Genomic DNA, 24511 nt, shown 5'->3' on the forward strand with positions numbered 1-24511 from the left:
AAAATTAAGAAAATGTAGAAAACAGAAAAACATCCCTGATCTCAGGAAGATTTGAAATTAATCATTTCTTTTGTGAACTTTTTTATACTCCTGACTTGTATGAAGAACTGCGAAAATAATTAATGTATTTTCTGAAATTTGATAGAAAATTGCATAGGGAAATTTTGTAACCAAAGCTCGCCTTAGATTTTGGTATTGAACCTGATAATGTTCTGGGAATTTGCGGATATGATCGATTTCAGAATTTATTTCTGCTTTAAAATCTTCTGAAAGTAGATTTCCTCCTTTTTTAAAGTAGTATTTTTTGGCTTCTGCCAGATCGGTTTTAACCTCAGGTAAGAATTTAACCGAAAAAGCCATTACCAGGTTTCTTTAAAACTATCCCAATCTGAAAGATTTTCGGGATTTTTTTCAAAACTTTTAATTCTCTTATCCAGTTCTTCTTTTTGAGAAGTTGTAATTTCTGGACATAGAATTTTTTCAATAACTTCTATAACATGCTCATCTTTGACCTTAGTGAGCTCTTGAATTAAGTTATATTTTCTGGTAACAAGATCCATAGTCCTTTATTTTAAACTAAAGATACAAAATTAGCTTATAGTTAATTTTCTAATCATTTAACTTTAGAACCGCCATAAAAGCTTCCTGGGGAATTTCTACATTCCCTACCTGGCGCATACGTTTTTTACCTTTTTTCTGCTTTTCCAGAAGTTTACGTTTACGGGAAATATCTCCACCGTAACATTTAGCGGTAACATCTTTTCTAAGTGCTTTTACGGTTTCACGGGCAATAATTTTTGCACCAATTGCGGCCTGGATTGGAATATCAAACTGTTGCCTTGGGATTAACTCCTTCAGTTTTTCACACATTTTCTTACCAATATCGTAAGCATTATCCACGTGGAGTAGGGCAGAGAGCGCATCTACAACATTTCCGTTTAATAAAACATCCACTTTAACCAGTTTTGACTGGCGCATTCCTATTGGCGAATAATCGAAGGAAGCATAACCTCGGGAGACAGTTTTTAACCTGTCGTAAAAGTCGAAAACAATTTCAGCTAAAGGCATATCAAAAGAAAGTTCAACCCTTTCTGTAGTAAGATATGTTTGGTTGGTAATTTCACCTCTTTTTTCAATACAAAGTGACATTACATTCCCTACATAATCAGCTTTAGTGATTATAGTAGCTTTAATATAAGGTTCTTCTACACGGTTAAGTGACGAAGGTTCCGGCAGATCAGATGGGTTATTAACCAGGATTAATTCATCTGGGTTTTTATTTGTAAAAGCGTGGTAAGATACGTTGGGGACGGTAGTAATCACCGTCATATCAAATTCACGTTCTAACCGTTCCTGAATAATTTCCAGGTGTAACATTCCTAAAAATCCACAACGGAAACCAAAACCTAATGCAGCAGAACTTTCCGGTAAAAATACCAGGGAAGCGTCATTAAGCTGAAGTTTCTCCATAGAACTTCTTAGTTCTTCATAATCTTCTGTATCTACAGGATAAATACCGGCAAAAACCATAGGTTTTACATCTTCGAATCCTGCTACAGCTTCGGTAGTAGGATTTTTAGCATCGGTAATAGTATCCCCAACTTTTACTTCGCGGGCATCTTTAATTCCTGTGATAAGGTAACCTACATCGCCCGTTTTTATTTCCTGCCGCGGAAATTGCTTTAAACGCAAAGTTCCTACTTCATCGGCGAAATAATTCTTCTGGGTTGCTACAAATTTAATATTCTGGCCTTTTTTAATCGATCCGTTGATAACTCTAAAATAGGTTTCTACACCTCTAAATGGATTGTAAACCGAATCAAAAATAAGCGCTCTTAGAGGAGCATCTACTTTCCCGCTTGGTGCCGGAACGCGGGTTATAATCGCTTTTAGAATTTCCTCTATTCCCAATCCAGTTTTTGCACTTGCAGGAATAATATCTTCATATTCACACCCCAGAAGATCTACAATATCATCGCTTACCACTTCTGGATTTGCACTTGGTAAATCTACCTTGTTAAGTACCGGAATTATCTCAAGGTCGTTTTCCAGGGCTAAATAAAGGTTAGAAATGGTTTGTGCCTGGATACTTTGAGCAGCATCAACCACTAATAATGCACCTTCACAAGCTGCGATAGAACGGGAAACTTCGTAAGAAAAATCTACGTGTCCCGGTGTGTCAATTAGGTTTAAAACATACTTTTCACCTTCATATTCATAATCCATCTGTATGGCGTGACTTTTAATGGTAATGCCACGTTCGCGTTCAAGATCCATACTATCCAGGAGCTGTTCCTGCTTTTCACGATCGGTTACAGAACCGGTAAAGTCCAGTAAACGGTCTGCCAGGGTACTTTTTCCGTGGTCAATATGGGCGATTATACAGAAGTTTCTAATATGCTTCATCGGGTATTTTTAATAATTGAATTCCTTAAAAGGTAATCAACAAATTTAAGTTTACAAATATAGTTTATTTCATAGTCCTAAAAAGAAAGATAGATAATAAGAATATGGAAAACCGATTTTAGAAATTATCGCTTTTCGAATAATTCATTTAAATAAAAAAATGGTTAATCTTTTAGTTAATTATAAAAAAACTTACTTAAGTGTGTAGTGGTTGTAAAAAAGTTTCTTTTTTTTGTAAGAAACAATTATGTTAGATTTTTGCTAAAAGGCGTTAAGTTTAACCCAAAATAAATTCTCAACTTATATAAGATAAATACCTATGGCAGCTGAAACCGCAACCAACCAGAACAACACCAGTAGATCTATTGTTATAATTGGAGTGTTATTTTTCATCTTTGGCTTTGTTACCTGGCTAAACTCTGTGCTTATTCCCTTTTTAAAAACAGCCAGCCAGTTAAACAATTTTGAATCTTACCTCGTCGCTTTTGCATCTTACATTTCTTACTTTGTAATGGCAATTCCATCAGCCTGGGTTTTAAAGAAAACAGGTTTTAAAAACGGAATGTCCCTGGGACTTATAGTTATGGCCATAGGGGCTTTAATTTTTATTCCCGCTGCAATGTCCAGAACCTACGCGATGTTCCTTTTTGGATTGTTTGTTCAGGGAACCGGGCTTGCTTTACTCCAATCTGCCGCCAACCCGTATATCACTATTCTGGGGCCAATTGAAAGTGCAGCGAAGCGAATTAGTATTATGGGAATTTGTAACAAAGTTGCAGGTGCCTTAGCTCCAATTATTTTCGGTGCAATTTTGCTGAAAAATATGGACGCGGTAGAAGCAAGGCTTGAAGGAATGGGTGCCGCCGCAAAAGCTGCTGAATTAGATGAACTCGCTTCACTCGTGATTACACCATATATAATTATGGCTGTAATTTTGGTAGGATTATCGGTGCTTATTTATTATTCAGCATTGCCTGAAATTGAAACCGATGGAGAAGATGATACCCTTGCTGCTGCTAATAAGAGCAAGACCAGTGTGCTTCAGTTTCCAAATTTATTATTAGGAACTCTGGCGATGTTCCTGTATGTGGGAGTAGAGGTAATTGCAGGAGATACTGTAATAAGTTATGCACGTGATGGGCATGATATTGCCACAGATGTGGCTAAGTATTTTACCACTTATACTTTAATTGCCATGATTGTAGGTTACTTAATTGGTACGGTAACTATTCCAAAATATATAAGTCAGCAGAAAGCCTTGCAAATTTCAGGTATACTTGGAATTTTACTCGGGTTAGCTGCAATTTTTACAGATGGGTATATTTCAGTGCTTTGTATTTCCCTTTTAGGTTTAGCAAATGCTTTGGTATTTCCGGCTATCTGGCCTTTAGCACTTCACGGCCTGGGGAGATTTACTAAAATGGGATCTTCATTTTTAATTATGGCCCTTGCCGGTGGAGCTATTTTACCGCTAATTTATGGTTACCTGGCAGATACTTTTGATCCGCAATCGGCTTACTGGATAGTAATCCCAAGTTACCTTTATATCTGGTTTTTTGCTGCAAAAGGGCATAAAATAAAGTAAACGACCTCGGAGAAATAATCTCTAATTTCTGGGTTGGTCCTGAAGTTTATAAATTTCGATTATCGAGTAAAATATTGTTATAATGAAAAGTTTAAAGTTAAGTGTTAGTTTAGTTTTTTTAGTGTTATTTCAGTGGGGTTTATCCGCACAAGAATCCCAAACTGAAAAACCGGCAATCATTCCGCAGCCGGCAGAAATTGAGTGGAAAGAAGGTTTCTTTACACTCCAGGAAAGAACAGTGGTTTGTTTTAATTCCGGTGCCGAAGCATCGGCTGCCTGGCTGCAGCGATTGTTGAAAAATACTTACACGCAAAGTTATACTATGAAAGGCGAAAACTGTAACGGTTTTAGCCTTAATCTTGATCCAAATCTAGAAGAAACCCTGGGGAAAGAAGGTTATAATTTAGATATAGCTTCCAGTGTGGTTAGTTTAAAAGCAGCTTCAGAGGCAGGACTTTTCTATGGAATTCAAACCATAAGACAAATGTTCCCGGCTGAAATTGAAAATAAAAAAGTTTCAGAAGAAATTAAACTTCCGCAGGGTAGTATTTCCGACAGTCCAAAATATGAGTGGCGTGGTTCCATGCTGGATATTGCCCGTAGTTTTTTTGGCCCAGATTATATTAAAAAGCATCTAGACAGAATGGCTTTTTATAAATTAAACCGACTTCATTTGCACCTAACCGATGACCAGGGTTGGCGTATAGAAATAAAACAAAAACCTAAATTAACTGAATTAGGAAGTAAAGGTGCCGTTAAAGGCGGTAGATCTGGATATTTAACCCAGGAAGAATATAAAGAAATCCAGGAATATGCAGCTGCTAGAAATATTGTAATTGTCCCTGAAATTGATATGCCCGGCCATATTTATTCAGCACTAATGGCTTATCCTGAATTAAATTGCGACGAATTTGCAAATATTGAACCCAGGTTGGCAACTCCGCCACAACTTTTTCATGAATACAAAGTAGGCTGGAGCAAACTATGCCTGGATAAGCCAGAGATCTACGATTTTGTTGCAGCGGTTTTAGGAGAAATGGCTAAAATAACCACCGGCGATTATTTACATATTGGAGGAGATGAAATTAAAGATGAACGATACAAAGAATTTGTTGTAAAAGCAGACTCTATTGTTCGCGGGCTGGGAAAAACTACTATTGGCTGGGAAGAAGTAACCCAGGCTGAAGTAGATAGCACTTTTATTAATCAACGTTGGAACTGGAATACCGAAAGTGTAGTGAACACACGCGTTATTGAGTCCCTTTGTTCAAGTTTTTATTTTGATCATGCTAATATTCCCGGACAGGAGTTTACAAACAACTGGTGCCAGGAAAGAGGAGTTTCTTTGAAGGATGCTTATACTTTTAAAGCAGAAAATCCGAATACTATAGGAGTAGAAGCGCCGGTTTGGACCGAAAAAGTACTTTCTAATGAAGCTGCCGATGATAGGTTTTGGCCGCGAACAATTGCGATGGCAGAAGTGGGTTGGAGTGAAGATGAAAATAAAGATTACAAAAATTTTATAAAAAGATTAGGTGAACATGGATTGCGACTGGACCTTATGGATGTGCATTACTTTAGAACTCCAGAGGTAGAATGGAACAGCGATAGAAATAAAGGTGTTTTTTCGGAATATATGCCGGAATCCAGGTGGTAATTTTTAACTGAATTTAAAATGGAAAATAATAATCCCGATACAGAAAAGACTTCAAATTATAACGATTTGGAGAAAATGAGTACTGCAGATCTTTTAAGTAATATAAATAAGGAAGATAAAACGGTACCCCAAAGTGTTGAAAAACAAATTCCGGCAATAGAAAAACTGGTAGATGAGATAGTTTTAAAAATGGAAGTGGGCGGCAGACTTTTTTATATTGGTGCCGGCACGAGTGGTAGGCTGGGAGTCTTAGATGCATCAGAATGTCCACCAACTTTTGGAGTTTCAGATCAAATGGTTATCGGTTTAATTGCCGGTGGTGATACCGCGCTTAGAAATGCAGTGGAGAATGCTGAAGACGACACCGAACAGGCCTGGAAAGATCTTCAGGAATATCAAATCTCTGAAAAAGATGTATTGGTGGGAATTGCTGCATCTGGAACCACCCCTTATGTAATAGGCGGAATTAAAGAAGCCAGAAAGAAAGGAATTATTACCGGTTGCGTTACCTGTAGTTCCGGTAGTCCGTTAGCAGACGCCAGTGAATTTCCTATTGAAGTAGTTACCGGGCCCGAATTTGTAACAGGAAGCACAAGAATGAAAGCCGGAACCGCTCAAAAGTTGGTTTTAAATATGATTTCTACCTCGGTAATGATAAAATTGGGCCGCGTAAAAGGTAACAAAATGGTAGATATGCAACTTTCTAATAAAAAATTAGTTGGCCGCGGTACCCGAATGATTATGGAAGAATTAAATGTTGAAGAAAATGAAGCTGCTCGCTTGCTTCAGAAATACGGAAGTGTTCGGGAGGCTGTTTTAGCTTATCGAAAAGCTTAATTTTGTATATTCAATTTAAGCTTGCATCTTCCGTTAATTATTCAAACTCTACACGATGAAAAAATCAATTCTTTCCCTCCTTGTGCTATTTATGTTTTTCTTTTCCTGTAAAACAACAAAAGATGCCCCACAACCCCAACCCCAACCCCAGGAAAAACCTGAATCTGAAGAAGTTGTTGAAGAAATCCCAGAGGAAATTGAAGCTCCAGCAACTCCAGAAGAAGATGAGGTAAAATGGGATCCAAATACTCCAAAAAATATTGAAGAATTCCGGGCAGCCTGGGTGGCCACCGTTGCCAATATCAACTGGCCCAGCAAACCCGGTCTTTCAACTTCAGCACAACAGCAAGAAGCGCTGGAATTGCTCGATTTTTTAGAAGAACATAATTTTAATGCAGTAGTATTCCAGGTACGTCCGCAGGCCGATGCTCTTTACGACAGTGAAATAGAGCCGTGGTCTTATTATCTTACCGGAGAACAGGGAAAAGCCCCTGATCCTTATTACGATCCGCTTAAATTTTGGATAAATGCTGCTCATGAACGTGGTTTAGAGTTGCATGTTTGGTTAAATCCTTATCGCGCTCATCATACCACAGGAAAAGAAATCAGCGAAAAATCGGTTATTAAAACCAATCCTGGTCTTGTCGTGGAACTGGAAAATGGAATGTGGTGGATGGATCCCGCCCAAAAAGGAACACAAGATCGATCTTCAGCAGTAGTGATGGATATTGTAAAGCGCTATGATGTTGACGGGATTCATTTTGACGACTATTTTTATCCCTACGATTCTTATAATAATGGTAAAGATTTTCCAGATGATAAGAGCTGGAGAGCCTATCAGGCTGCTGGGGGTGAACTTTCTCGTGGCGATTGGCGTAGAGAAAGCGTAAACGTTTTTATTAAAAGGATTTACGAGGAAATTAAAGCAGAAAAACCTCATGTAAAATTCGGATTAAGTCCTTTTGGGATTTGGCGCCCGGGGTATCCTGAATCTGTTCAGGGGTATGACCAGTATGATAAATTATATGCCGATGCTAAACTTTGGTTAAATGAAGGTTGGATAGATTACTACACCCCGCAATTGTACTGGAAAATAAGTCAGCTTGGGCAGAGTTTTCCGGAATTATTGGGGTGGTGGCAAAGTGAAAACACCAAACAACGCCATTTATGGCCGGGAATGAATGTTGGTGGGGAAGGTGATGAAATGCATATTACCGAAGTTATCAATCAAATTATGATTACCCGCGGAATGCTTCCGCAGAGTAAAGGTGCCGTGCATTGGAGTATTGGTCCCTTGTTGAAAAATAAGGAATTGGCAAAAGCAATAAAAGAAGGACCTTACAGAAAGAAAACCCTGGTTCCACCAAGTCCCTGGTTAGATAACACCCCACCGGAAATTCCAAATGTCACGGTGAATGAAAATCTTGATAAGATTGAAATGACCTGGGGCGTTGAAAATGATGAGGATATTCACAAATGGGTGCTATACTTTAAATACGAAACCGGAAACTGGGATTATAAAATTTTAAATTCCGAAAAAAGAAGTCAGGATTTGCAGAAAGAAGTAGGAGAGAAGAAAACTAAACTTCAAAAAATTGGAGTTACCGCGGTAGATCGTACCGGTAATCAGAGCGAGTTTATAGAAATTAAAGTAAATTAATTCGGGGCAAGCCCACGATGTAAAAAATGAAAAGTATTTTAGATTTCGAGGCATGCCCCGGAACAATAAATCTCGATTATCGAGTAAATTAATCATATATGAGCCCTATTCTCGTTTTTGGCGTAATAGCCGGTTATTTTCTTTTATTACTGGCTATTAGTCATTTTACCTCCAAGCAAGCCGATAACAATACCTTTTTTACTGCAAACAGGCAATCGCCCTGGTTCCTGGTAGCCTATGGGATGGTTGGCGCAACCCTTTCTGGCGTTACTTTTATTTCTGTTCCAGGGGAAGTTGGTAACTCTAACTGGACTTATTTGCAATTCGTGATGGGGAATATGGTAGGATATGCGGTGATTGCATTAGTTTTAATTCCGTTATTCTATAAATTGAAATTGATCTCTATTTATGAATATTTAAAAGATCGCTTCGGGCAGAATTCCTATTATGCCGGGGCTTCGTTTTTCCTTATTTCCCAAACAATAGGTGCTTCTTTTCGATTATTTTTAGCGGCTTTAGTCTTGCAAATTGCATTTTTTGATGCTTTTGGAATTCCGTTTTGGGTTACGGTAATGATCACCATTGCTTTAATTTGGTTATATACGTTTCGAGGAGGGATCAAAACCATCGTGTGGACAGATACCCTGCAAACTACTTTCTTGTTGTTAGCTGTGGTGATCAGTATTTTTATGATCGTAGACCATATGGGACTTAAATTTACCGATGTATTCGCAACCGTTGCTAACAGTGAAAAATCTACAATTTTCGACTGGAATTGGCGCTCTAATAATGCGTTTTTCAAGAGTTTCCTGGCGGGAATATTTATTACCATTGCGATGAATGGGCTTGACCAAAACGTAATGCAGAAAAATTTAACCTGTAAAAGTAAAGGCGAAGCACAAAAGAATATTTTCTGGTTTTCTATCGTGTTTTTCTTTTCTACTGTGCTTTTTTTAGCTCTGGGAGTTCTGCTTTATAAATACGCGATGGACCAGGGAATCGCCATTCCCGAAAGAACAGATGATCTTTATCCATTACTGGCATTAAATCACTTTGGAATTCTTGCCGGTGTTGTTTTCCTCTTAGGAATTACCGCCGCGGCATTTTCCAGTGCAGATTCAGCATTAACAGCACTTACCACTTCATTTTGTGTGGATATTTTAGATATTCAGAAAAAAGAAAAAAATCAGAAAAAGACCAGGTTATTGGTTCATATTGGGTTTACCATTTTAATGTTCATTGTAATTATAGTCTTTAATTCGCTAAATGATAGCAGCGTGGTAAGCGCCGTATTTAAAGTCGCTGGCTTTACCTATGGCCCACTTCTGGGTCTATTCGTTTATGGTTTGTTGAGTAAAAATCCGGTTAGGGATAAATGGGTACCCGTGGTATGCATTTTATCACCGGTAATTTCAGTAATTTTAGATTTCAATTCTGAAGCCTGGTTAAACGGCTATCAGTTCGGTTTTGAAATTTTGCTGGTTAACGCCGCAATTACTATGTTAGGACTTTTCGCCCTATACAGAGCTAAAACCGATGAGGTTTCTATTGACTAAAATTCTAAGAAAATGGAGCTAAAATTTCATCCATACAACCTGGAACTAAAAAACACCTTTACCATAAGTCACGGTTCCAGAGATGTTCAGCCAACTTTAATCGTTTCCTTAAGCGACCGCGGATTTACGGGTTATGGGGAAGCTACGGCAACTTCCTATTACGGAGTTACGATTAAAAAAATGCAGGCCGATATTCTTAAGATTGAAGACTTAATTGCTGAAAATATTCTCCTGGAACCAGAAGAACTATGGGATTTAACTTATCCGCATTTAAAAGAGAATCCATTTGCGCTTTGTGCACTGGATATGGCGATGCATGATCTCCACGGAAAAAGAAATCAGCAACCACTTTATCAATTATGGGGGCTGGATTTAAAGAATATTCCGCTTACCAACTATACTATAGGGATAGATTCTGTAGAAAAGATGGTTCAGAAAATTAAAGAATTTCCCTGGCCGCTTTATAAAATCAAACTCGGAACCGAAGATGATGTAGCTATTGTAAAAGAACTGCGAAAACATACAAATTCAATTTTTCGGGTAGATGCTAATGCCGCCTGGACGGTAGATCAGGCTATAGAAAATGCGAAAATTTTAAAAGAATTGAATGTTGAATTTTTAGAGCAGCCTTTAAAAGCAAATGATTGGGAGGGAATGGAAAGGCTTTATAAAGAATCGGTTTTACCACTTATTGCCGATGAAAGTTGTATTGAAGAAAGTGATGTTGAAAAGTGCGCAGGCTATTTTCACGGAATAAACATTAAGCTTACCAAATGCGGCGGAATAACGCCCGGGAAAAGAATGATTTTAAAAGGAAAATCACTTGGTTTAAAAGTAATGGTGGGTTGTATGACTGAATCTACGGTTGGAATTTCAGCCATTGCACAATTATTGCCGCTCTTGGATTATGTAGATATGGACGGTGGACTTTTAATTAAAAATGATATCGCCGATGGTGTAAAAGTTTATGATGAAAAAGTACATTTCCCAGAAAGAAATGGCACTGGGGTTGAGCTATACGAAAATTAGAAAATCACGTCATTCTGAACTCGTTTCAGAATCTAAGCTTCTTAAAAAGTAAAAATAATTACCAATGAAACTAATTGCAAAATCTTATTTACCCTTCCTCTTAACACTTTTCTTATTCGCTTCCTGCGAGGAGAAGGAAGAAAAAAAAGAGGAGAATCCGCTTCAAAACCAAATAGAAGAAGTAGAAAAAACCTACGCGCCAGATGGCCGGGTAGCCCTCTTTGAAGTTACAGCTGAAAAAAACGGAGAAACTTATATTCTTAAAGGAGAATCTAACGATCCTGAAGCGGTAAATTCATTAAAAGAAAAGCTAGAGTCAGAAAATATCAAGTTTACCGATAGTATTCAGGTACTTCCAGATACTGAAGCTTTGGAAGATAAAATTCGTGGAGTTGTAAAGATTTCAGTGGCAAATTTAAGGGATGAGCCAAAACATTCGGCACAATTGGTAACCCAGGCAACCCTGGGAATGCCGCTTAAAGTTTACAAAAAAGAAGGGAGTTGGTATTTTGTTCAAACTCCGGAAGGCTATTTGGCCTGGGTAGATTACGGCGGAATTGAAAATATGACTGAAGAAGAATTTGCTAATTGGAAATCTCAGGATAAATTAATTTTTACCGAGCCTACGGGTAATTCTTATACCGAAGCAAATTCAGACTCTCAAACAGTTTCAGATCTGGTGGCGGGGAATATTTTAGAGCTTCTAAGCGAGGAAAATAACTTTTATAAGGTAGAATACCCAAATGGTAAAAAAGCTTTTGTAGAGAAAGCCTATGCGCAGCCATATAAAGAATGGGTGTCATCCCTGGAACAGAACAAAGAAGACCTGGTAGCTACGGCGCATAAATTAATGGGATTACCTTATTTATGGGGTGGTACTTCTCCTAAAGGCGTAGATTGCAGCGGTTACACCAAAACCATATTTTTCCTAAACGGGATGATAATTCCGCGGGATGCTTCCCAGCAAATTCACACCGGTGATGTTGTGGATACCGATAAGAACTTTGAAAATCTTGAAAAAGGAGACCTGCTTTTCTTTGGAAAACCGGCAACCGATTCTACTTCAGAACGCGTAATTCACGTAGGAATGTGGATTGGGGACAAGAAGTTTATTCATTCAATGGGCGAGGTGCATATTAGTAATTTTGATACCGAAGCCGAAGATTTTGATGAATATAACTACAATCGTTACTTACGAACCAAGCGAATTTTAAATAAAGAAGATAAAGGTTTAATCTATCTTAAAAACACCGATCTTTTTACTACTTCAGAAGCTGAAGAAGTGAAGATGTAGTTTATAGATAACTGTGCTATTAATAGAAGGGATTGTGCTTGTGTTAATGAAATCGTCATCCTGAACTTGTTTCAGGATATAGGATGTTAGAACTAAAATCTAGTTCAGTTTGACGAAATACTTTCTTACAAATACTTCTTATGTAGCTGGTAAAGTACTTTAAGATCGTACTTACTAAAAGGCTGGTCTAAATCTTTTTGTATAAAATGAAGTTTAAAAGCACTTTTTGCGGCCTCCAGCTCTGAAGTATTAAAACCTATAATCTTTAATGCATTTTCAATATTAAAATCGGCGGGAATTACTTCAGGGAAAACTAATTTATCTATAAAAGGAATTCGGGTATTAAGCCGGCTGTTAAGGTTAATCGCCAATGGATTCGGTTTAAAAAATTCGGCTTCCAGTTTTAAATTTTCTACTTCAGCTTCATCATACCAGAACCCAAAACCTTCTTCGGCTAAATGTTTCCAGGGGAAATTAGCATTGGGGTCTACTTTTCTTGAGGGTGCAATATCGGAATGGCCAATAAAATTTTCTGCAGGAATACTGTATTTTTCCTTAATTTCCTTAAGCAATTCAATTAAACTATTTATTTGAAGGTCGGTAAATTCTTCTTTCCCATTATTATCAATTTCAATCCCCAGGGAAGTTGAATTTAAATCGGTATTATTTCCCCATTTCCCAATTCCACCGTGCCAGGCGCGGTAGTAATCATTCAGCATATGAAAAATTTCACCGTTTTTGGCAATTACATAATGTGAACTTACCTGGGTTCTGGGAAGGGTGAAAGTGGTTAATGTTTGGCCAACAGAGTCCTGAGCGGTATGGTGAATTACAACATAATTGGGTTTTCTCAGGTTAAAATTAGTAGTTCCCACCCAGTAGTCACCATAATTGAGTGCGGATTCTTTCTGGTTTTCGGGGGTGGGGAACTGCTGTAACTGTTTACTGTAAGCCATTGCCTGTTTTTTATGTAAACGATTGGTTTTTGTGTAAGGGTTACTTCCGCAGGAAATAATAGCCATAGCCATTATTAAATAAAAAACAGGAATTAATTTTTTCATTGATCTATTCGAATTTCCATTTTACAAAAGCTTCCATTGCTTCGTAATTCGCTAATCCCAGTTTATCATAACTTTCGGCTGTTTCGCGATTTCTTTCTTCTGCTCTTACCCAGAATTCCCGTTCATCATCGCCAGGGAATACCGGCCTGTCTTTTTGCGACTGGTGTTGGAAAATAGCGTCTCTTTTGCGTTGTACTTCTTTGGGAGAAAGCGGTACGGCCATTTCAATTTCGTGCACTTCAAATTCCTGCCATGCGCCACGATACATCCATAACCAGCAGTCTTTGGTCCAGGATTCAGTTTTTCTAAGCCTTTTCATAGCTTCCAGGATAATTCTGAAACATACAATATGAGTTCCATGAGGATCGGCAAAATCGCCGGCGGCAAATATTTGATGAGGTTTTACCTCTTTCAATAATTCCATGGTAAGTTCAACATCCTTATCGGTTACAGGATTTTTCACTTTTTTCCCGGTCTCATAGAAAGGTAGGGCCATAAAATGAATATTTTTATCTTTTAAGCCGGCATAACGGGCACCTGCAATCGCTTCAGATTTTCTAATAAAAGCTTTTACATCTCTTATTTCATCTAAATCTATCTCGTTAGGCTCTTTTTTATCGATAAAGTCACGCATTTTCTCGTAAGTAGCCTCCAGCTTTTCGGTATCTTCCCCGGTACTTTTCTTAAAATCTATGGCAAACTCTACGTAACGTAATACATCGGTATCCCAAACAGCGGTGTTCCCTGAAGTTTGGTAAGCCACGTGAACATCGTGACCCTGGTCTACCAGTCTTATAAAAGTTCCGCCCATAGAAATCACATCATCATCTGGGTGTGGGGAGAAAATAATAGAACGTTTTTTTGCAGGGCTTTTGCGCTCTGGGCGCTGGGTATCATCAGCATTGGGTTTTCCTCCCGGCCAACCGGTTATACTGTGCTGTAACTGATTAAATACATTTATATTAATATCGTAGGCGGGGCCTTGCTCGGTGGCAAGTTGCGCCATTCCGTTATTATTGTAATCTTCGTCAGTAAGTTTTAGGATTGGTTTCTTTACTTCGGAAGAAAGCCAGATTACCGCTTTTTTAATAAGCGCTTTATTCCAGGAACAGTCTTTTACTAACCACGGCGTATTAAATCTTGTTAACTCTGAAGCCGCATCTTCATCTAAAATAAATTCTACATTATCTGAAAGCTGAAGGTAAGTTGCTGGGACATTTCCAGACATTTCTCCTTCAACCGCTTTTTTAATAATTGGAGCTTTTTTCTTGCTCCAGGCCATTAAAATAATCTCTTTTGCCTTAAAAATGGTGCCAATTCCCATAGTTATGGCTTTGGTAGGCACATTTTCTTTACCACCAAAATCTCGCGAAGCATCCCTTCGGGTAAGATCGTCTAATGTTACTAAACGCGTTCCTGAGTTTGGAGCAGAACCCGGTTCGTTAAAACCAATGTGACCGGTTCTACCAATTCCCAGTAATTGAAGATCTAAACCTCCCACAGCACCTATTTGATTTTCATAAGCGAGACAATAATCGGTAATATCTTCTTTGGCCAGGGTTCCATCTGGAATATGAATATTTTCCCTTTTTATATCTATATGGTTAAAAAGGTTTTCGTCCATAAATTTCACGTAGCTCTGTTTAGCATCAGGCTGCATGGGGTAATATTCGTCCAGGTTAAACGTAATCACGTTTTTAAAGCTAAGCTTCTCTTCTTTATGCATTCTAATCAGCTCTTCGTAAACTTCTACCGGGGTGGCGCCTGTAGCAAGGCCCAGCACGGCATTTTCATGCTTGTCTTGTTTACGTCTAATAAGATCTGCAATTCGTTTAGCTACCTTTTTTGAGGCAATATGTTCATCTTCATAAACTTTTACCGGTAGTTTTTCAAAACGTGTTTCTTCTAAAAGATTTAATCTGGCCATAATTTTTTAACTAATTTGGGATTTCACCAGGCTAACCTGGTCTTTAAAAATATCGTCCATTACTGCTATGGTACCGCCATATAAACTGGAATTTGCACCCAGGGTAGAGAGTTCTATTTTGGTGCGTTCCTTAAGCTGCATCATACAGTAAGTGTTCATTGATTGTTGAATTGGGGTGGTGATAAACTGTTTAGCTTCGGCTATTTTTCCTTCTAAAATCACTAATTCGGGATTAAAGATTTGAATGAGGATTGCGATACCTTTTCCAAGATTTATTCCTATTTCAGAAAGTACATTTATCGCAAACTGGTCGCCACGGTTTGCGGCATCAATAATAGTTTCTGGCTCCAGTTTTTCTAGCTCTTCCTTCTTAAGTTTATTTAATACCGAAGTTTGACCCGCTTTTAAACCTTCTTTGGTTTTTCTAACCAGGGCAAGTCCCGATGCTTCTGTTTCCAAACAACCGCGTTTACCACAGTGGCAAAGCAGCCCATCTTCTGTCATTGGAATATGTCCAAACTCGCCTGCAAAACCAGATTCCCCGCTGTGCATCCTGCCACCCATAATAATTCCCAGGCCAATACCCCAGTCCATAGAAATTACCAGAACATTACTCTTGTTTTTGGCGGTACCAAATCGAAATTCAGCTAAACAGGCACTTTTTGCATCGTTTAAAATAGCAACGGGTTTTTTAAACTTTTTCTCGAACTTATTTTTAAGTGATTCGGGCTCCTGTTCGCTTAGATAATAGGTAAAGTTTTTGCCCGCTTCAGCCGAAACCAGTCCAGGCATGCTTATACCAACACCCATTACCTGGTCCAGTTTCACTTTAGCTTCTTTTAATAATTTCTGGGTCCACTCAAATAAGAGATCTACAATATTAGAATCTGTAGAAATCTCTGCGGGCCAGGATTGTTCGTGTAGAATGGTATGGTTATTATCAATTACTGCCAACTTAATTCTAAACCGTTCTATATGAATACTCACCACAAAAAACGAATTCTCTACAAGTCCGTAAAGGTCTGGTTTACGGCCACCTTCAGATTTCCCCCTACCTTTTTTTATCACTATGCCTTCCTCAATAAGTTGATTGAGCAGAGACATGGAAGTAGGTAGGCTTACATTAAAGCGCTGGCAAACTTCGGCGTTTGAGGTTTCACCATTCAGAAATAGATGTTTTATAATCTTTAATTTCTGAAGGAATTTCTTTCGCTCTACATTATTAATATTAGATAGTTTCTTTTCATCTATAAAAAAGTCATGTAGATCTGTTGGCATAGTTTGAGTTGTCATATTTTAAAATAAAAGCATTAATAGTTTGTTTTAAGCTTTTAAAAAAATGAATTTATTTTGAATTTAAAAGTATATAAAAAAATTATTTTTAAAAATACTTTTTCGATTTTTTTATAAAAGATTGATTATTTAATCGAAATTTATACTTTTATAGGGTATTATAAACTTGAATTTTTAAATCTAAACCTCAGCTTTTAGGAGTACCATAAAGAAGAATGACTGAAGTCAATAAACTATTTAAGGAAGCAAAAACCGGAAAAAACCAGCGTTATTTAGCTTTAGATGTATTGCGCGGACTTACCGTAGCGCTAATGATACTGGTAAATACGCCAGGGAGCTGGTCACATATTTATGCGCCGTTTAAACACGCTCCCTGGGATGGATTTACCCCAACCGATTGGGTTTTTCCTTCTTTCTTATTTGTAATTGGCAACGCGATGAGCTTTAGCCTACGTAAATATGAAAGCATTTCTGAAAGCGTATTTTTAAGAAAGGTCTTTAAAAGGGCGGCACTTATTTTTCTTATCGGGTTATTTTTAAACGCATTTCCGTTTGTATTTAGACAGGAAGGCGAACTGGTTTTTAAGAATTTGGCGAATATGCGAATTATGGGAGTTTTGCAGCGCATTGCTCTTTGCTATCTTTTTGGCTCGCTAATTCTTCATTATTTAAAACTGAAAAAATCTATCATTTTTGGAAGCCTAATTTTACTTGGCTATTGGGCTGTTATGTGGTTTTTTGGCGATCAGCCTAATCCGCTTTCTTTAGAGCATAATGCTGCGCTGAAGTTTGACCGATTAATATTTAACGATGCCAATCTTTATAAAGGTTATGGCCTCTCGTTTGATCCTGAAGGTTTATTAAGTACGCTTCCCGCAATTGTGAATGTAATTGCTGGCTATGTGGCTGGCGTTTTTATTCAAAGATCAGGAAATAATATTTCTACGGTAATCAAGTTAAGTGTTTACGGAGTCGTGCTATTGATTATAGCGCAAATTTGGGATATTTGGTTTCCTATAAATAAACCTATTTGGAGCAGCTCTTACGTAATTTACAGTACGGGGTGGACGCTTTTAATACTTTCGGCCTTAATTTTGATCATTGAAATTTTCAATTTTAAGAAATGGACGACTTTCTTCGAGGCTTTTGGAAAAAATCCTTTGTTTGTTTTTGTAATGTCTGGCCTGGTAGTAATGCTTATGAATATTATTTATGTTAATGGGCAGGCACTCAAACCCTGGCTTTATGAAAACTTATATCTTAGCTGGCTAAACAATTATAACGCCTCGCTGCTGTTTGCCATTTCTTATATGCTGCTTATGTGGTTGTTGGGTTACTGGTTACATAAAAAACGTATCTATATTAAAGTATAAATTCAATTGCTGAATAATGAGAAATAAAATATCACGCTTATTCATTTTTTTAATGGCCTTTTTCGGGCTTACACTTCAGGCCCAGGAAAAGGTTAAGAAATCTCCGGAATTTCTTCAATATACCAACAGCAAATGGGTTGACTCTATAATGCAAGAGCTTACTCCAAAAGAGCGAATTGCGCAACTTATTATGGTGGCGGCTTATTCTAACCGGGATAATGCTCATAAAGAAGAAATTCTAAAACTGATTAACGAACAAAAAATTGGCGGATTAATATTTTTCCAGGGTGATCCTGAAACTCAATTAAAGTTGATGAACGATTACCAGTTAGCTTCCGAAGTTCCATTATTGGGAGCGATTGACGCCGAATGGGGACTTGGAATGCGACTGGACAATACCATTAGTTATCCTTATCAAATGGCCCTCGGTGCAATTCGTGACGATAGTTTAGTGTACGATTTAGGGCAGGAAGTGGCCCGCCAAATAAAGCGTACGGGGCTTCATCTTAATTTTGCCCCAGTAGTAGATGTAAATAACAATCCGAATAACCCGGTGATTAATTACCGCTCTTTTGGGGAAAATAAAGAAAATGTTTCCGCAAAAGGAATCGCTTATATGCGTGGGATGCAGGATGCGAATCTGCTAACCACAGCTAAACATTTTCCCGGCCACGGAGATACCGATACCGATTCCCATTATGCGCTTCCGCAGATAAATCATCCTTTTGAAAGATTGGATTCCTTAGAAATGTACCCTTTTAAAGAATTGATAGACGCCGGGATTGGCGGCGTAATGGTGGCGCATTTAAATATTCCGGCACTGGATTCTACCGGGGTTCCTTCTACCTTATCAAAATCTATCATCACCGGAATTTTAAAAGATAGTTTAGGTTTTGAAGGTTTAATCGTGACCGATGCGATGAATATGAAAGGCGTAACCAAGGGAAACGAACCCGGGATTGTAGATAAAGACGCTATTTTAGCGGGTAACGATCTCTTAGAGTTTACAGAAGATGTTCCAAAAGCTATTGAGGAAGTAAATAAAGCCATTAAGCAAGGATTAATTTCTCAAAAACAGTTAGATGAACGGGTAAGAAAAATTCTGGCGGTAAAACAATGGGTTGGTTTGAATGAATTTAAAGCGCAAAGTCCTAAAAATATCCTGAAAGAGATCAATACAGCGGAAGCTAACTTTCTTAACAGAAAACTGGTTGAAGCTTCACTCACCGTATTGAAAAACGAAAAAAGTATACTGCCTTTAAGAAAGCTTGATACTTTAAAGATAGCTTCAGTCTCTTTTGGAGCTTCCAAACAAACCGAATTTCAGAAAACGCTGAATTTATATACCGAAGTAAAAAACTTTCAGTTAAAAGCTGATGCAAAAGCTTCGGAAATCGAAAAAATCAAAGAAAAACTTTCAGAATATAACCTTGTAATTGGTGGAATTCACGACGATAGCCGTTTTCCTAGAAACACCATGAAATTTTCGAAACCTGTACAGGATTTCATTGCAGAACTTGCCGCAAAAGAACTTACAATTTTCAGCTATTTTAAAAATCCATATTCCATAAATAAACTGGATAAAATTGAAAATGCAGCCGGTTTAATTTTAACTTATCAGGATACCAAAACCACACAAGACCTCGCAGCCCAACTTATTTTTGGTGGAGTAGGAGCAAACGGAAGACTTCCGGTGAGTATTGGTGAGAAATTCAAGTCGGGAGACGGGATGGATGTTAAAGGAAAAATAAGATTTAAATATACCCTGCCCGAAGATGCAGGGATGAATTCTGAAAAACTTTTTGGCGGTGTAGATTCCTTAATGCAGGAAGCTATTAAAAAAAAAGCGACGCCGGGAGGGCAAATTCTAGTCGCTAAAGATGGGAAAATCGTTTTACACAAAGCTTACGGTTACCACGAATACAGCGATACCATAAAAGTTAAGAAAACCGATTTGTACGATCTGGCTTCGGTAACAAAAATTTCTTCGGCTTTACCGGCTTTAATGAAATTACAGGACGAGGGAAAATTTGATTTAGAGGCCGGGATAGATGACTACTTGCCGTACTTCAAAAACTCGAATAAAGCGGGCGTTCCTTTTCGGCAAATTCTAACGCACCAGGCCAGGTTTAAACCCTGGATTCCTTATTGGAAAAACACCTTGCGCAAAAATGGAAGCTTTAAATGGTATACTTTTAAGAAAGATTCTTCTGCCAGGTTTCCTATTAAAGTGAGTGAAGATCTTTGGCTACATCGTAATTACCAAAAGAAGATGTTTAAAGCCATCAAGAAATCTGAGCTGGAAGACGAGGCAAAATATAAATATTCGGGTTTAACTTTTTACCTGCTTCCTTCTATAGTTGAAGAAATTAGTGGAGAAGATTTCAGAAAATATATCAATGAAAATTTTTACGATAAACTTGGCGCTACAACTCTAGGTTATAATCCGCTGGAACGCTTTGAAAAAAGTAGAATTGTACCTACAGAACACGATTATTTATTCAGAAAAAAAACCATTCATGGGATGGTACACGATGAAGGTGCGATTATGATGGGTGGAGTTTCGGCTAATGCCGGGCTATTTTCTAATGCCAACGACCTGGCAAAACTGATGCAAATGTACCTGAACATGGGCGAATATGCCGGAGAGCGCTATATTGAAGAAGAAACTTTAAAAGAATGGAGTACGGCACAATTTCCAGAAAATGATAATCACCGTGGGGTAGGTTTTGACAAGCCATATTTAGAATACAAGGGAGAAAGTAGCAACACTGCAAAAGATGCCAGCAAAGCCAGTTTTGGACACACCGGATTTACCGGAATTTACGCCTGGGTAGATCCCGAAGAAGATTTACTCTATCTTTTTCTTTCAAACAGGGTTTTGCCTTCACGGGAAAACACAAGGCTTTACCAATTAAATACCAGAACCAATATTCAGCAGGTTTTGTATGATGCGATAGAATAAATCTCCCAGTCTTATTGCTGCCATTGAGAATAATTCTGAATTAGCGAATAGATTCTTTAAAACTTTTACATTTTATTTAAGAAAGTATATATTTGTTTGATTTTTCCTTAAAGACCATTCAATATATATGACCAAAACTTTTTTCCCACTTCCAGTTACCCTACTTTTTTTATTTACAAATTCTCTAATTGCCCAGCACACTATACAGGGTAAATTGGTTACCGAAACCAATGAGCCTATTGCTTTTGCGAATGTTATATTATTAAATGCCGAAGATTCTACATCGGTATATAAGGGAACTATTTCAGAAGATAATGGTGAGTTTTTGTTTGAGGAAATTGCATCAAACGATTATTTGTTAAAAGTAAGTTTTGTAGGCTATGAAGAATATCTTCAGCAAATTTTTGTCAATTCAGATAAAAAAATAAGAAAGATTACCTTAAAAGAGGGCGCTTCAAATTTAGAGGAAGTAACCATTAACGCCCGTAAACCAAAAATTACCCGAAGCATAGACCGCATTACTTTTGATGTTGAAAATTCTACGCTTTCCAGTGGAAGCAGCTGGGATATTTTAAGACAAACCCCGGGGGTGATTATAGCGCAAGGCCAATTACAGGTTAGAAATTCTTCAGTTACGGTTTATATTAATGACAGAAAAGTGCAACTTACTGCAGATGAATTACAAACCCTTTTACAAAGTTACTCGGCAGAAAATATAAAGTCTATTGAAGTGATTACCAATCCGCCGGCACGTTACGAAGCTGAAGGTGGTGCTATTCTAAATATCAATACCACATCTGCCATTTCACCCGGTTATAAGGGAAGTTTAGAAGGTGCTTACACGCAGGGAATTGTTCCAAAATACCAATTTGGAACCAGTCACTATTGGAAAGGCGATAAGCTTAACGTTTTTGCGAATTATACTTTTAGTCCGCGGAAAGAGATAAAACGAGACGATAGTTATATAAATTTTAGTCCAAATGAAGAATTTGGTCAAAGATGGGAAAGCGATTTTGAAAGAGTTACGCGCTCGCAGGCACATAATGCGAATGTGATTTTGGATTATGATTTCGATGAAAAAAATAAACTAAGTTTTTCTTCGAACCTCTTTTTCTCACCCGACAAGACTTTTGATAATTCGGTGCGAACCGATATTACTACACAGGGAAATACGGCTTTTTCAAACTTTATGACCGATAGTGAGGTTGGTACCGATGAACATAACATTGGCTTAGATCTAACTTATACCCATAAACTTGAAAATGGAGGTAGTTTTTCGGCAGCGGCACATTATACCAGGTTTAACCAGGAGCGTGACCAAAAGGTCGCCACTAATTATTTTGATTCAGCCGGTGAGAATGTTCAAAATATCAATTTCAATACTTCCTCGGGACAAAATATAGAGATTTTTACCGGTCAACTGGATTTTAATAGTTCGTTAGGCGAAATGAGTTTCGATGCCGGGGCAAAGGTTTCAAATATAAATTCTAACAGTGGGATCAACTTTTCTAATGCAGAAAGCCTGGACGATTTGTATGATAATCTTTCAGACGATTTTTATTATGACGAAACAGTTTCTGCGGTTTATATTAATACCTCCAGGGATTGGGAAAAATGGAGTGCGCAAGTTGGTTTAAGAGGAGAGTATACCGATCTTTTGGGAGTGTCTTTATCAACAAATCAGCGAAACCGTCAGGAATATTTTGAATTGTTCCCAACGGCATATTTGCAATATCGAGCTTCAGATAATCATAGTTTTACGCTGGATTATAGCCGAAGAATTGAACGCCCACGTTATGAAAGTTTAAACCCGTTTAGATATTTTTTAAATGAAAACGATTTTAACGCCGGAAACCCGAATTTACGTGCGGCAATTAGCAATAATATTAATCTGAATTATACGCTTTTAGGGCAGTATTTTTTCGATGTGTATTATCGTGATAATGGAAGATCACCTGCAAGTTTAGCTTTTCAGGACAATCAGAACTTAACCATTAGAAGGTTGCAGGCCAATTTATTGGAAAGTAAAAGCTACGGACTCGACATTTTGCACGGCAGATCAATTACCGGCTGGTGGTATGCACAATTATATGCTTCCCTTTTTCACGAAGAGAATACATTTTTAGCGGTAGAAAGCAGTAATGCAGAAGTTACCAACGAAATTGATGCTGTTTTTGGACAGTTGTATAATTCATTTACGCTGTCAAAAGACGGAACTTTTTCAGGAAATTTAAGCTTTACCTACGTTTCAGATTATATTACCGGTTCTTATAATTTTGACCCGTTTTCAACTTTAAGCCTTGGAGTAAGAAAAACTTTATGGAATAATCGCGCAGAATTAAGCCTGAATATCAACGATATTTTTAATAATACCAATACCAGGTTAACTTCGCAATATCTAAACCAGGATAATTCCTATTTCGCGCAAGAAGAAATGCGCTATGTGCGGGTTGGATTTAAATATAACTTCGGAAACTTTAGACTGGAAGACAACCAACGCAGCATAGATGCTGCCGAAAGGGATAGGTTGTAAAGCCCCCTAACCCCCAAAGGGGGAACTCTCCACACTCCGATAATTTTAATAAAAGCGATTTAACTCCCTCCCTTTGGGAGGGTTGGGGTGGGCTGACTTTTTTTGTACTTTTGCACTCCAAAATAAACTGAAGTGGCTAAAATAGGAAATATAGATGTAGGAGACTTCTCGTTGCTGTTGGCACCGATGGAAGATGTGAGTGACCCGCCATTCCGTGCGCTTTGCAAAGAGCAGGGTGCAGATGTGGTATATACCGAATTTATCTCTTCAGAAGGGCTTATTCGCGATGCAGCGAAAAGTACCATGAAACTTGATATTTACGAAAAAGAACGCCCGGTAGGCATCCAAATCTTTGGAGCCAACCTGGAATCTATGTTGCAATCGGTAGAAATTGTAGAGAAATCTGGCCCCGATATTATTGATATTAATTTTGGATGTCCCGTTAAGAAAGTGGTTTCTAAAGGTGCCGGCGCCGGTATTTTAAAAGATATAGATCTTATGGTTTCGCTTACCGAAGCCATGGTAAAGCATACCAATTTACCCGTTACCGTAAAAACCCGTCTGGGTTGGGATAACGATTCTATTAAAATCGTTGAGGTTGCCGAGAGACTTCAGGATGTAGGCTGTAAGGCTATTTCTATTCACGGGAGAACCCGTGTGCAAATGTATAAAGGCGAAGCTAACTGGGCGCCAATTGCCGAGGTAAAGAATAATTCACGAATGCATATCCCTGTTTTTGGGAACGGCGATGTAGATACGCCCGAAAGAGCGGTAGAAATGCGTGATAAATTCGGACTTGATGGTGCGATGATTGGTCGTGCCAGTATTGGTTATCCCTGGTTTTTTAGAGAAGTAAAACACTTCTTTGAAACCGGAGAACATTTACCGCCGCCAAATATGTTGGAACGCCTGGATGCTGCAAGGCGTCACCTACAAATGGCGATTGACTGGAAAGGGGAGAAGCTGGGTGTTTTTGAAACCCGCCGCCATTATACCAATTATTTCAAAGGAATACCACATTTCAAAGAACACCGCATGAAAATGGTAACCAGCGATGATGCTGTAGATGTCTTTGCTGCATTTGATGAGGTAGAACGCGATTTTGCCGATTTTCAGTTTGCTTAATCAATTTAAGCCACGAATTCACGAATATTCTTAAAAACTCCCCTCATTCCCAGGGAGGGGAGTGAATTCAACAATGGTAAAGAAAGGAGTAACTTCGTCAAGCTGAACTTGGTTCAGCTTCTAACATGTTCTGAATATCAACATCTTATATCCTGAAACAAGTTCAGGATGACGAATATTCGTGAATTTGTGGCGGAAACACTAAGCTTA

The 24511-nt window shown here is 38.1% G+C and carries 17 protein-coding genes; 11 read left to right on the forward strand and 6 right to left on the reverse strand.

Annotated elements, in window-relative coordinates; genetic code table 11:
* Positions 1–57: 57 nt before the first annotated feature.
* Genes J0871_RS03950 through lepA form a run of 3 tightly spaced genes read right to left on the reverse strand, consistent with a single transcriptional unit; the run spans position 58 to position 2406 of the window.
* A complete protein-coding gene (locus J0871_RS03950) occupies positions 58–360 on the reverse strand; it encodes a type II toxin-antitoxin system RelE/ParE family toxin (RefSeq protein ID WP_208223581.1) in 303 nt (100 codons plus the stop codon).
* Entirely contained in the window at positions 360–560 is a 201-nt protein-coding gene (locus J0871_RS03955) for an addiction module protein (RefSeq protein ID WP_075325387.1), read from the reverse strand. The genes J0871_RS03950 and J0871_RS03955 overlap by 1 nt, the downstream gene beginning before the upstream one ends.
* Positions 561–609: 49 nt before the next feature.
* Entirely contained in the window at positions 610–2406 is a 1797-nt protein-coding gene (lepA, locus tag J0871_RS03960) for a translation elongation factor 4 (RefSeq protein ID WP_208223591.1), read from the reverse strand.
* A gap of 319 nt (positions 2407–2725) precedes the next feature.
* On the opposite strand from lepA, the gene J0871_RS03965 reads away from it, so the two are divergent.
* The 7 genes from J0871_RS03965 to J0871_RS03995 all read left to right on the forward strand — a co-directional run bounded on the left by J0871_RS03965 (position 2726) and on the right by J0871_RS03995 (position 12024).
* Positions 2726–3991 (forward strand): sugar MFS transporter, encoded by a 1266-nt coding sequence (locus J0871_RS03965; RefSeq protein WP_208223593.1) that lies wholly within the window; start codon positions 2726–2728, stop codon positions 3989–3991.
* Positions 3992–4073: 82 nt separating this feature from the next.
* The gene (locus tag J0871_RS03970) at positions 4074–5648 is read left to right on the forward strand and encodes a beta-N-acetylhexosaminidase (RefSeq protein WP_208223594.1); all 1575 of its coding nucleotides are present in this window, start codon (positions 4074–4076) and stop codon (positions 5646–5648) included.
* A gap of 18 nt (positions 5649–5666) precedes the next feature.
* Positions 5667–6485: an N-acetylmuramic acid 6-phosphate etherase gene (murQ, locus tag J0871_RS03975; RefSeq protein ID WP_208223596.1), complete on the forward strand. Its 819-nt coding sequence runs from the start codon at positions 5667–5669 to the stop codon at positions 6483–6485.
* 55 nt (positions 6486–6540) lie between these two features.
* Complete coding sequence (locus J0871_RS03980) at positions 6541–8145, forward strand: family 10 glycosylhydrolase (protein WP_208223598.1); 1605 nt, start codon at positions 6541–6543, stop codon at positions 8143–8145.
* Positions 8146–8243: 98 nt separating this feature from the next.
* A complete protein-coding gene (locus tag J0871_RS03985) occupies positions 8244–9701 on the forward strand; it encodes a sodium:solute symporter (protein ID WP_208223599.1) in 1458 nt (485 codons plus the stop codon).
* 12 nt (positions 9702–9713) lie between these two features.
* The gene (locus J0871_RS03990; protein WP_208223601.1) at positions 9714–10730 is read left to right on the forward strand and encodes a dipeptide epimerase; all 1017 of its coding nucleotides are present in this window, start codon (positions 9714–9716) and stop codon (positions 10728–10730) included.
* A 64-nt stretch (positions 10731–10794) separates the two neighbouring features.
* Positions 10795–12024 (forward strand): NlpC/P60 family protein, encoded by a 1230-nt coding sequence (locus J0871_RS03995; RefSeq protein WP_208223603.1) that lies wholly within the window; start codon positions 10795–10797, stop codon positions 12022–12024.
* Positions 12025–12149: 125 nt separating this feature from the next.
* Here J0871_RS03995 and J0871_RS04000 read toward each other — a convergent pair whose 3' ends face one another.
* From J0871_RS04000 to J0871_RS04010, 3 genes are read right to left on the reverse strand one after another with little or no spacing between them, the layout of a single operon-like run.
* Positions 12150–13085 (reverse strand): N-acetylmuramoyl-L-alanine amidase, encoded by a 936-nt coding sequence (locus J0871_RS04000; RefSeq protein ID WP_208223605.1) that lies wholly within the window; start codon positions 13083–13085, stop codon positions 12150–12152.
* Between the two features lie 4 nt (positions 13086–13089).
* Complete coding sequence (nagB, locus tag J0871_RS04005; RefSeq protein ID WP_208223607.1) at positions 13090–15012, reverse strand: glucosamine-6-phosphate deaminase; 1923 nt, start codon at positions 15010–15012, stop codon at positions 13090–13092.
* Positions 15013–15018: 6 nt separating this feature from the next.
* Positions 15019–16305, reverse strand: a complete 1287-nt coding sequence (locus J0871_RS04010) for an ROK family transcriptional regulator (protein ID WP_243870380.1) — start codon at positions 16303–16305, stop codon at positions 15019–15021.
* Between the two features lie 215 nt (positions 16306–16520).
* Between J0871_RS04010 and J0871_RS04015 the strand changes: the two genes are divergently transcribed.
* The 4 genes from J0871_RS04015 to dusB all read left to right on the forward strand — a co-directional run bounded on the left by J0871_RS04015 (position 16521) and on the right by dusB (position 24301).
* Positions 16521–17678, forward strand: coding sequence for a heparan-alpha-glucosaminide N-acetyltransferase domain-containing protein (locus J0871_RS04015; RefSeq protein ID WP_075325402.1), 1158 nt, complete (start codon positions 16521–16523; stop codon positions 17676–17678).
* 16 nt (positions 17679–17694) lie between these two features.
* Positions 17695–20643, forward strand: a complete 2949-nt coding sequence (locus tag J0871_RS04020) for a glycoside hydrolase family 3 N-terminal domain-containing protein (RefSeq protein WP_075325403.1) — start codon at positions 17695–17697, stop codon at positions 20641–20643.
* A gap of 127 nt (positions 20644–20770) precedes the next feature.
* Positions 20771–23176, forward strand: a complete 2406-nt coding sequence (locus tag J0871_RS04025) for an outer membrane beta-barrel family protein (protein WP_208223609.1) — start codon at positions 20771–20773, stop codon at positions 23174–23176.
* Between the two features lie 132 nt (positions 23177–23308).
* Positions 23309–24301, forward strand: coding sequence for a tRNA dihydrouridine synthase DusB (gene dusB / locus J0871_RS04030; protein ID WP_208223611.1), 993 nt, complete (start codon positions 23309–23311; stop codon positions 24299–24301).
* The last annotated feature ends 210 nt before the right edge of the window (positions 24302–24511 follow it).

It is taken from the genome of Salegentibacter sp. BDJ18, from assembly GCF_017579965.1.
Taxonomy (GTDB): domain Bacteria; phylum Bacteroidota; class Bacteroidia; order Flavobacteriales; family Flavobacteriaceae; genus Salegentibacter.

Coding starts and splice junctions, on each gene's coding strand:
- J0871_RS04015 (WP_075325402.1), top strand. CDS start 16,521: ATGACTGAAGTCAATAAACTATTTAAGGAAGCAAAAACCGGAAAAAAC.
- J0871_RS03955 (WP_075325387.1), bottom strand. CDS start 560: ATGGATCTTGTTACCAGAAAATATAACTTAATTCAAGAGCTCACTAAG.
- J0871_RS03950 (WP_208223581.1), bottom strand. CDS start 360: ATGGCTTTTTCGGTTAAATTCTTACCTGAGGTTAAAACCGATCTGGCA.
- J0871_RS04000 (WP_208223605.1), bottom strand. CDS start 13,085: ATGAAAAAATTAATTCCTGTTTTTTATTTAATAATGGCTATGGCTATT.
- J0871_RS04025 (WP_208223609.1), top strand. CDS start 20,771: ATGACCAAAACTTTTTTCCCACTTCCAGTTACCCTACTTTTTTTATTT.
- J0871_RS03995 (WP_208223603.1), top strand. CDS start 10,795: ATGAAACTAATTGCAAAATCTTATTTACCCTTCCTCTTAACACTTTTC.
- J0871_RS03990 (WP_208223601.1), top strand. CDS start 9,714: ATGGAGCTAAAATTTCATCCATACAACCTGGAACTAAAAAACACCTTT.
- murQ (WP_208223596.1), top strand. CDS start 5,667: ATGGAAAATAATAATCCCGATACAGAAAAGACTTCAAATTATAACGAT.
- lepA (WP_208223591.1), bottom strand. CDS start 2,406: ATGAAGCATATTAGAAACTTCTGTATAATCGCCCATATTGACCACGGA.
- J0871_RS03980 (WP_208223598.1), top strand. CDS start 6,541: ATGAAAAAATCAATTCTTTCCCTCCTTGTGCTATTTATGTTTTTCTTT.
- J0871_RS03970 (WP_208223594.1), top strand. CDS start 4,074: ATGAAAAGTTTAAAGTTAAGTGTTAGTTTAGTTTTTTTAGTGTTATTT.
- nagB (WP_208223607.1), bottom strand. CDS start 15,012: ATGGCCAGATTAAATCTTTTAGAAGAAACACGTTTTGAAAAACTACCG.
- J0871_RS04010 (WP_243870380.1), bottom strand. CDS start 16,305: ATGACAACTCAAACTATGCCAACAGATCTACATGACTTTTTTATAGAT.
- J0871_RS03965 (WP_208223593.1), top strand. CDS start 2,726: ATGGCAGCTGAAACCGCAACCAACCAGAACAACACCAGTAGATCTATT.
- J0871_RS04020 (WP_075325403.1), top strand. CDS start 17,695: ATGAGAAATAAAATATCACGCTTATTCATTTTTTTAATGGCCTTTTTC.
- J0871_RS03985 (WP_208223599.1), top strand. CDS start 8,244: ATGAGCCCTATTCTCGTTTTTGGCGTAATAGCCGGTTATTTTCTTTTA.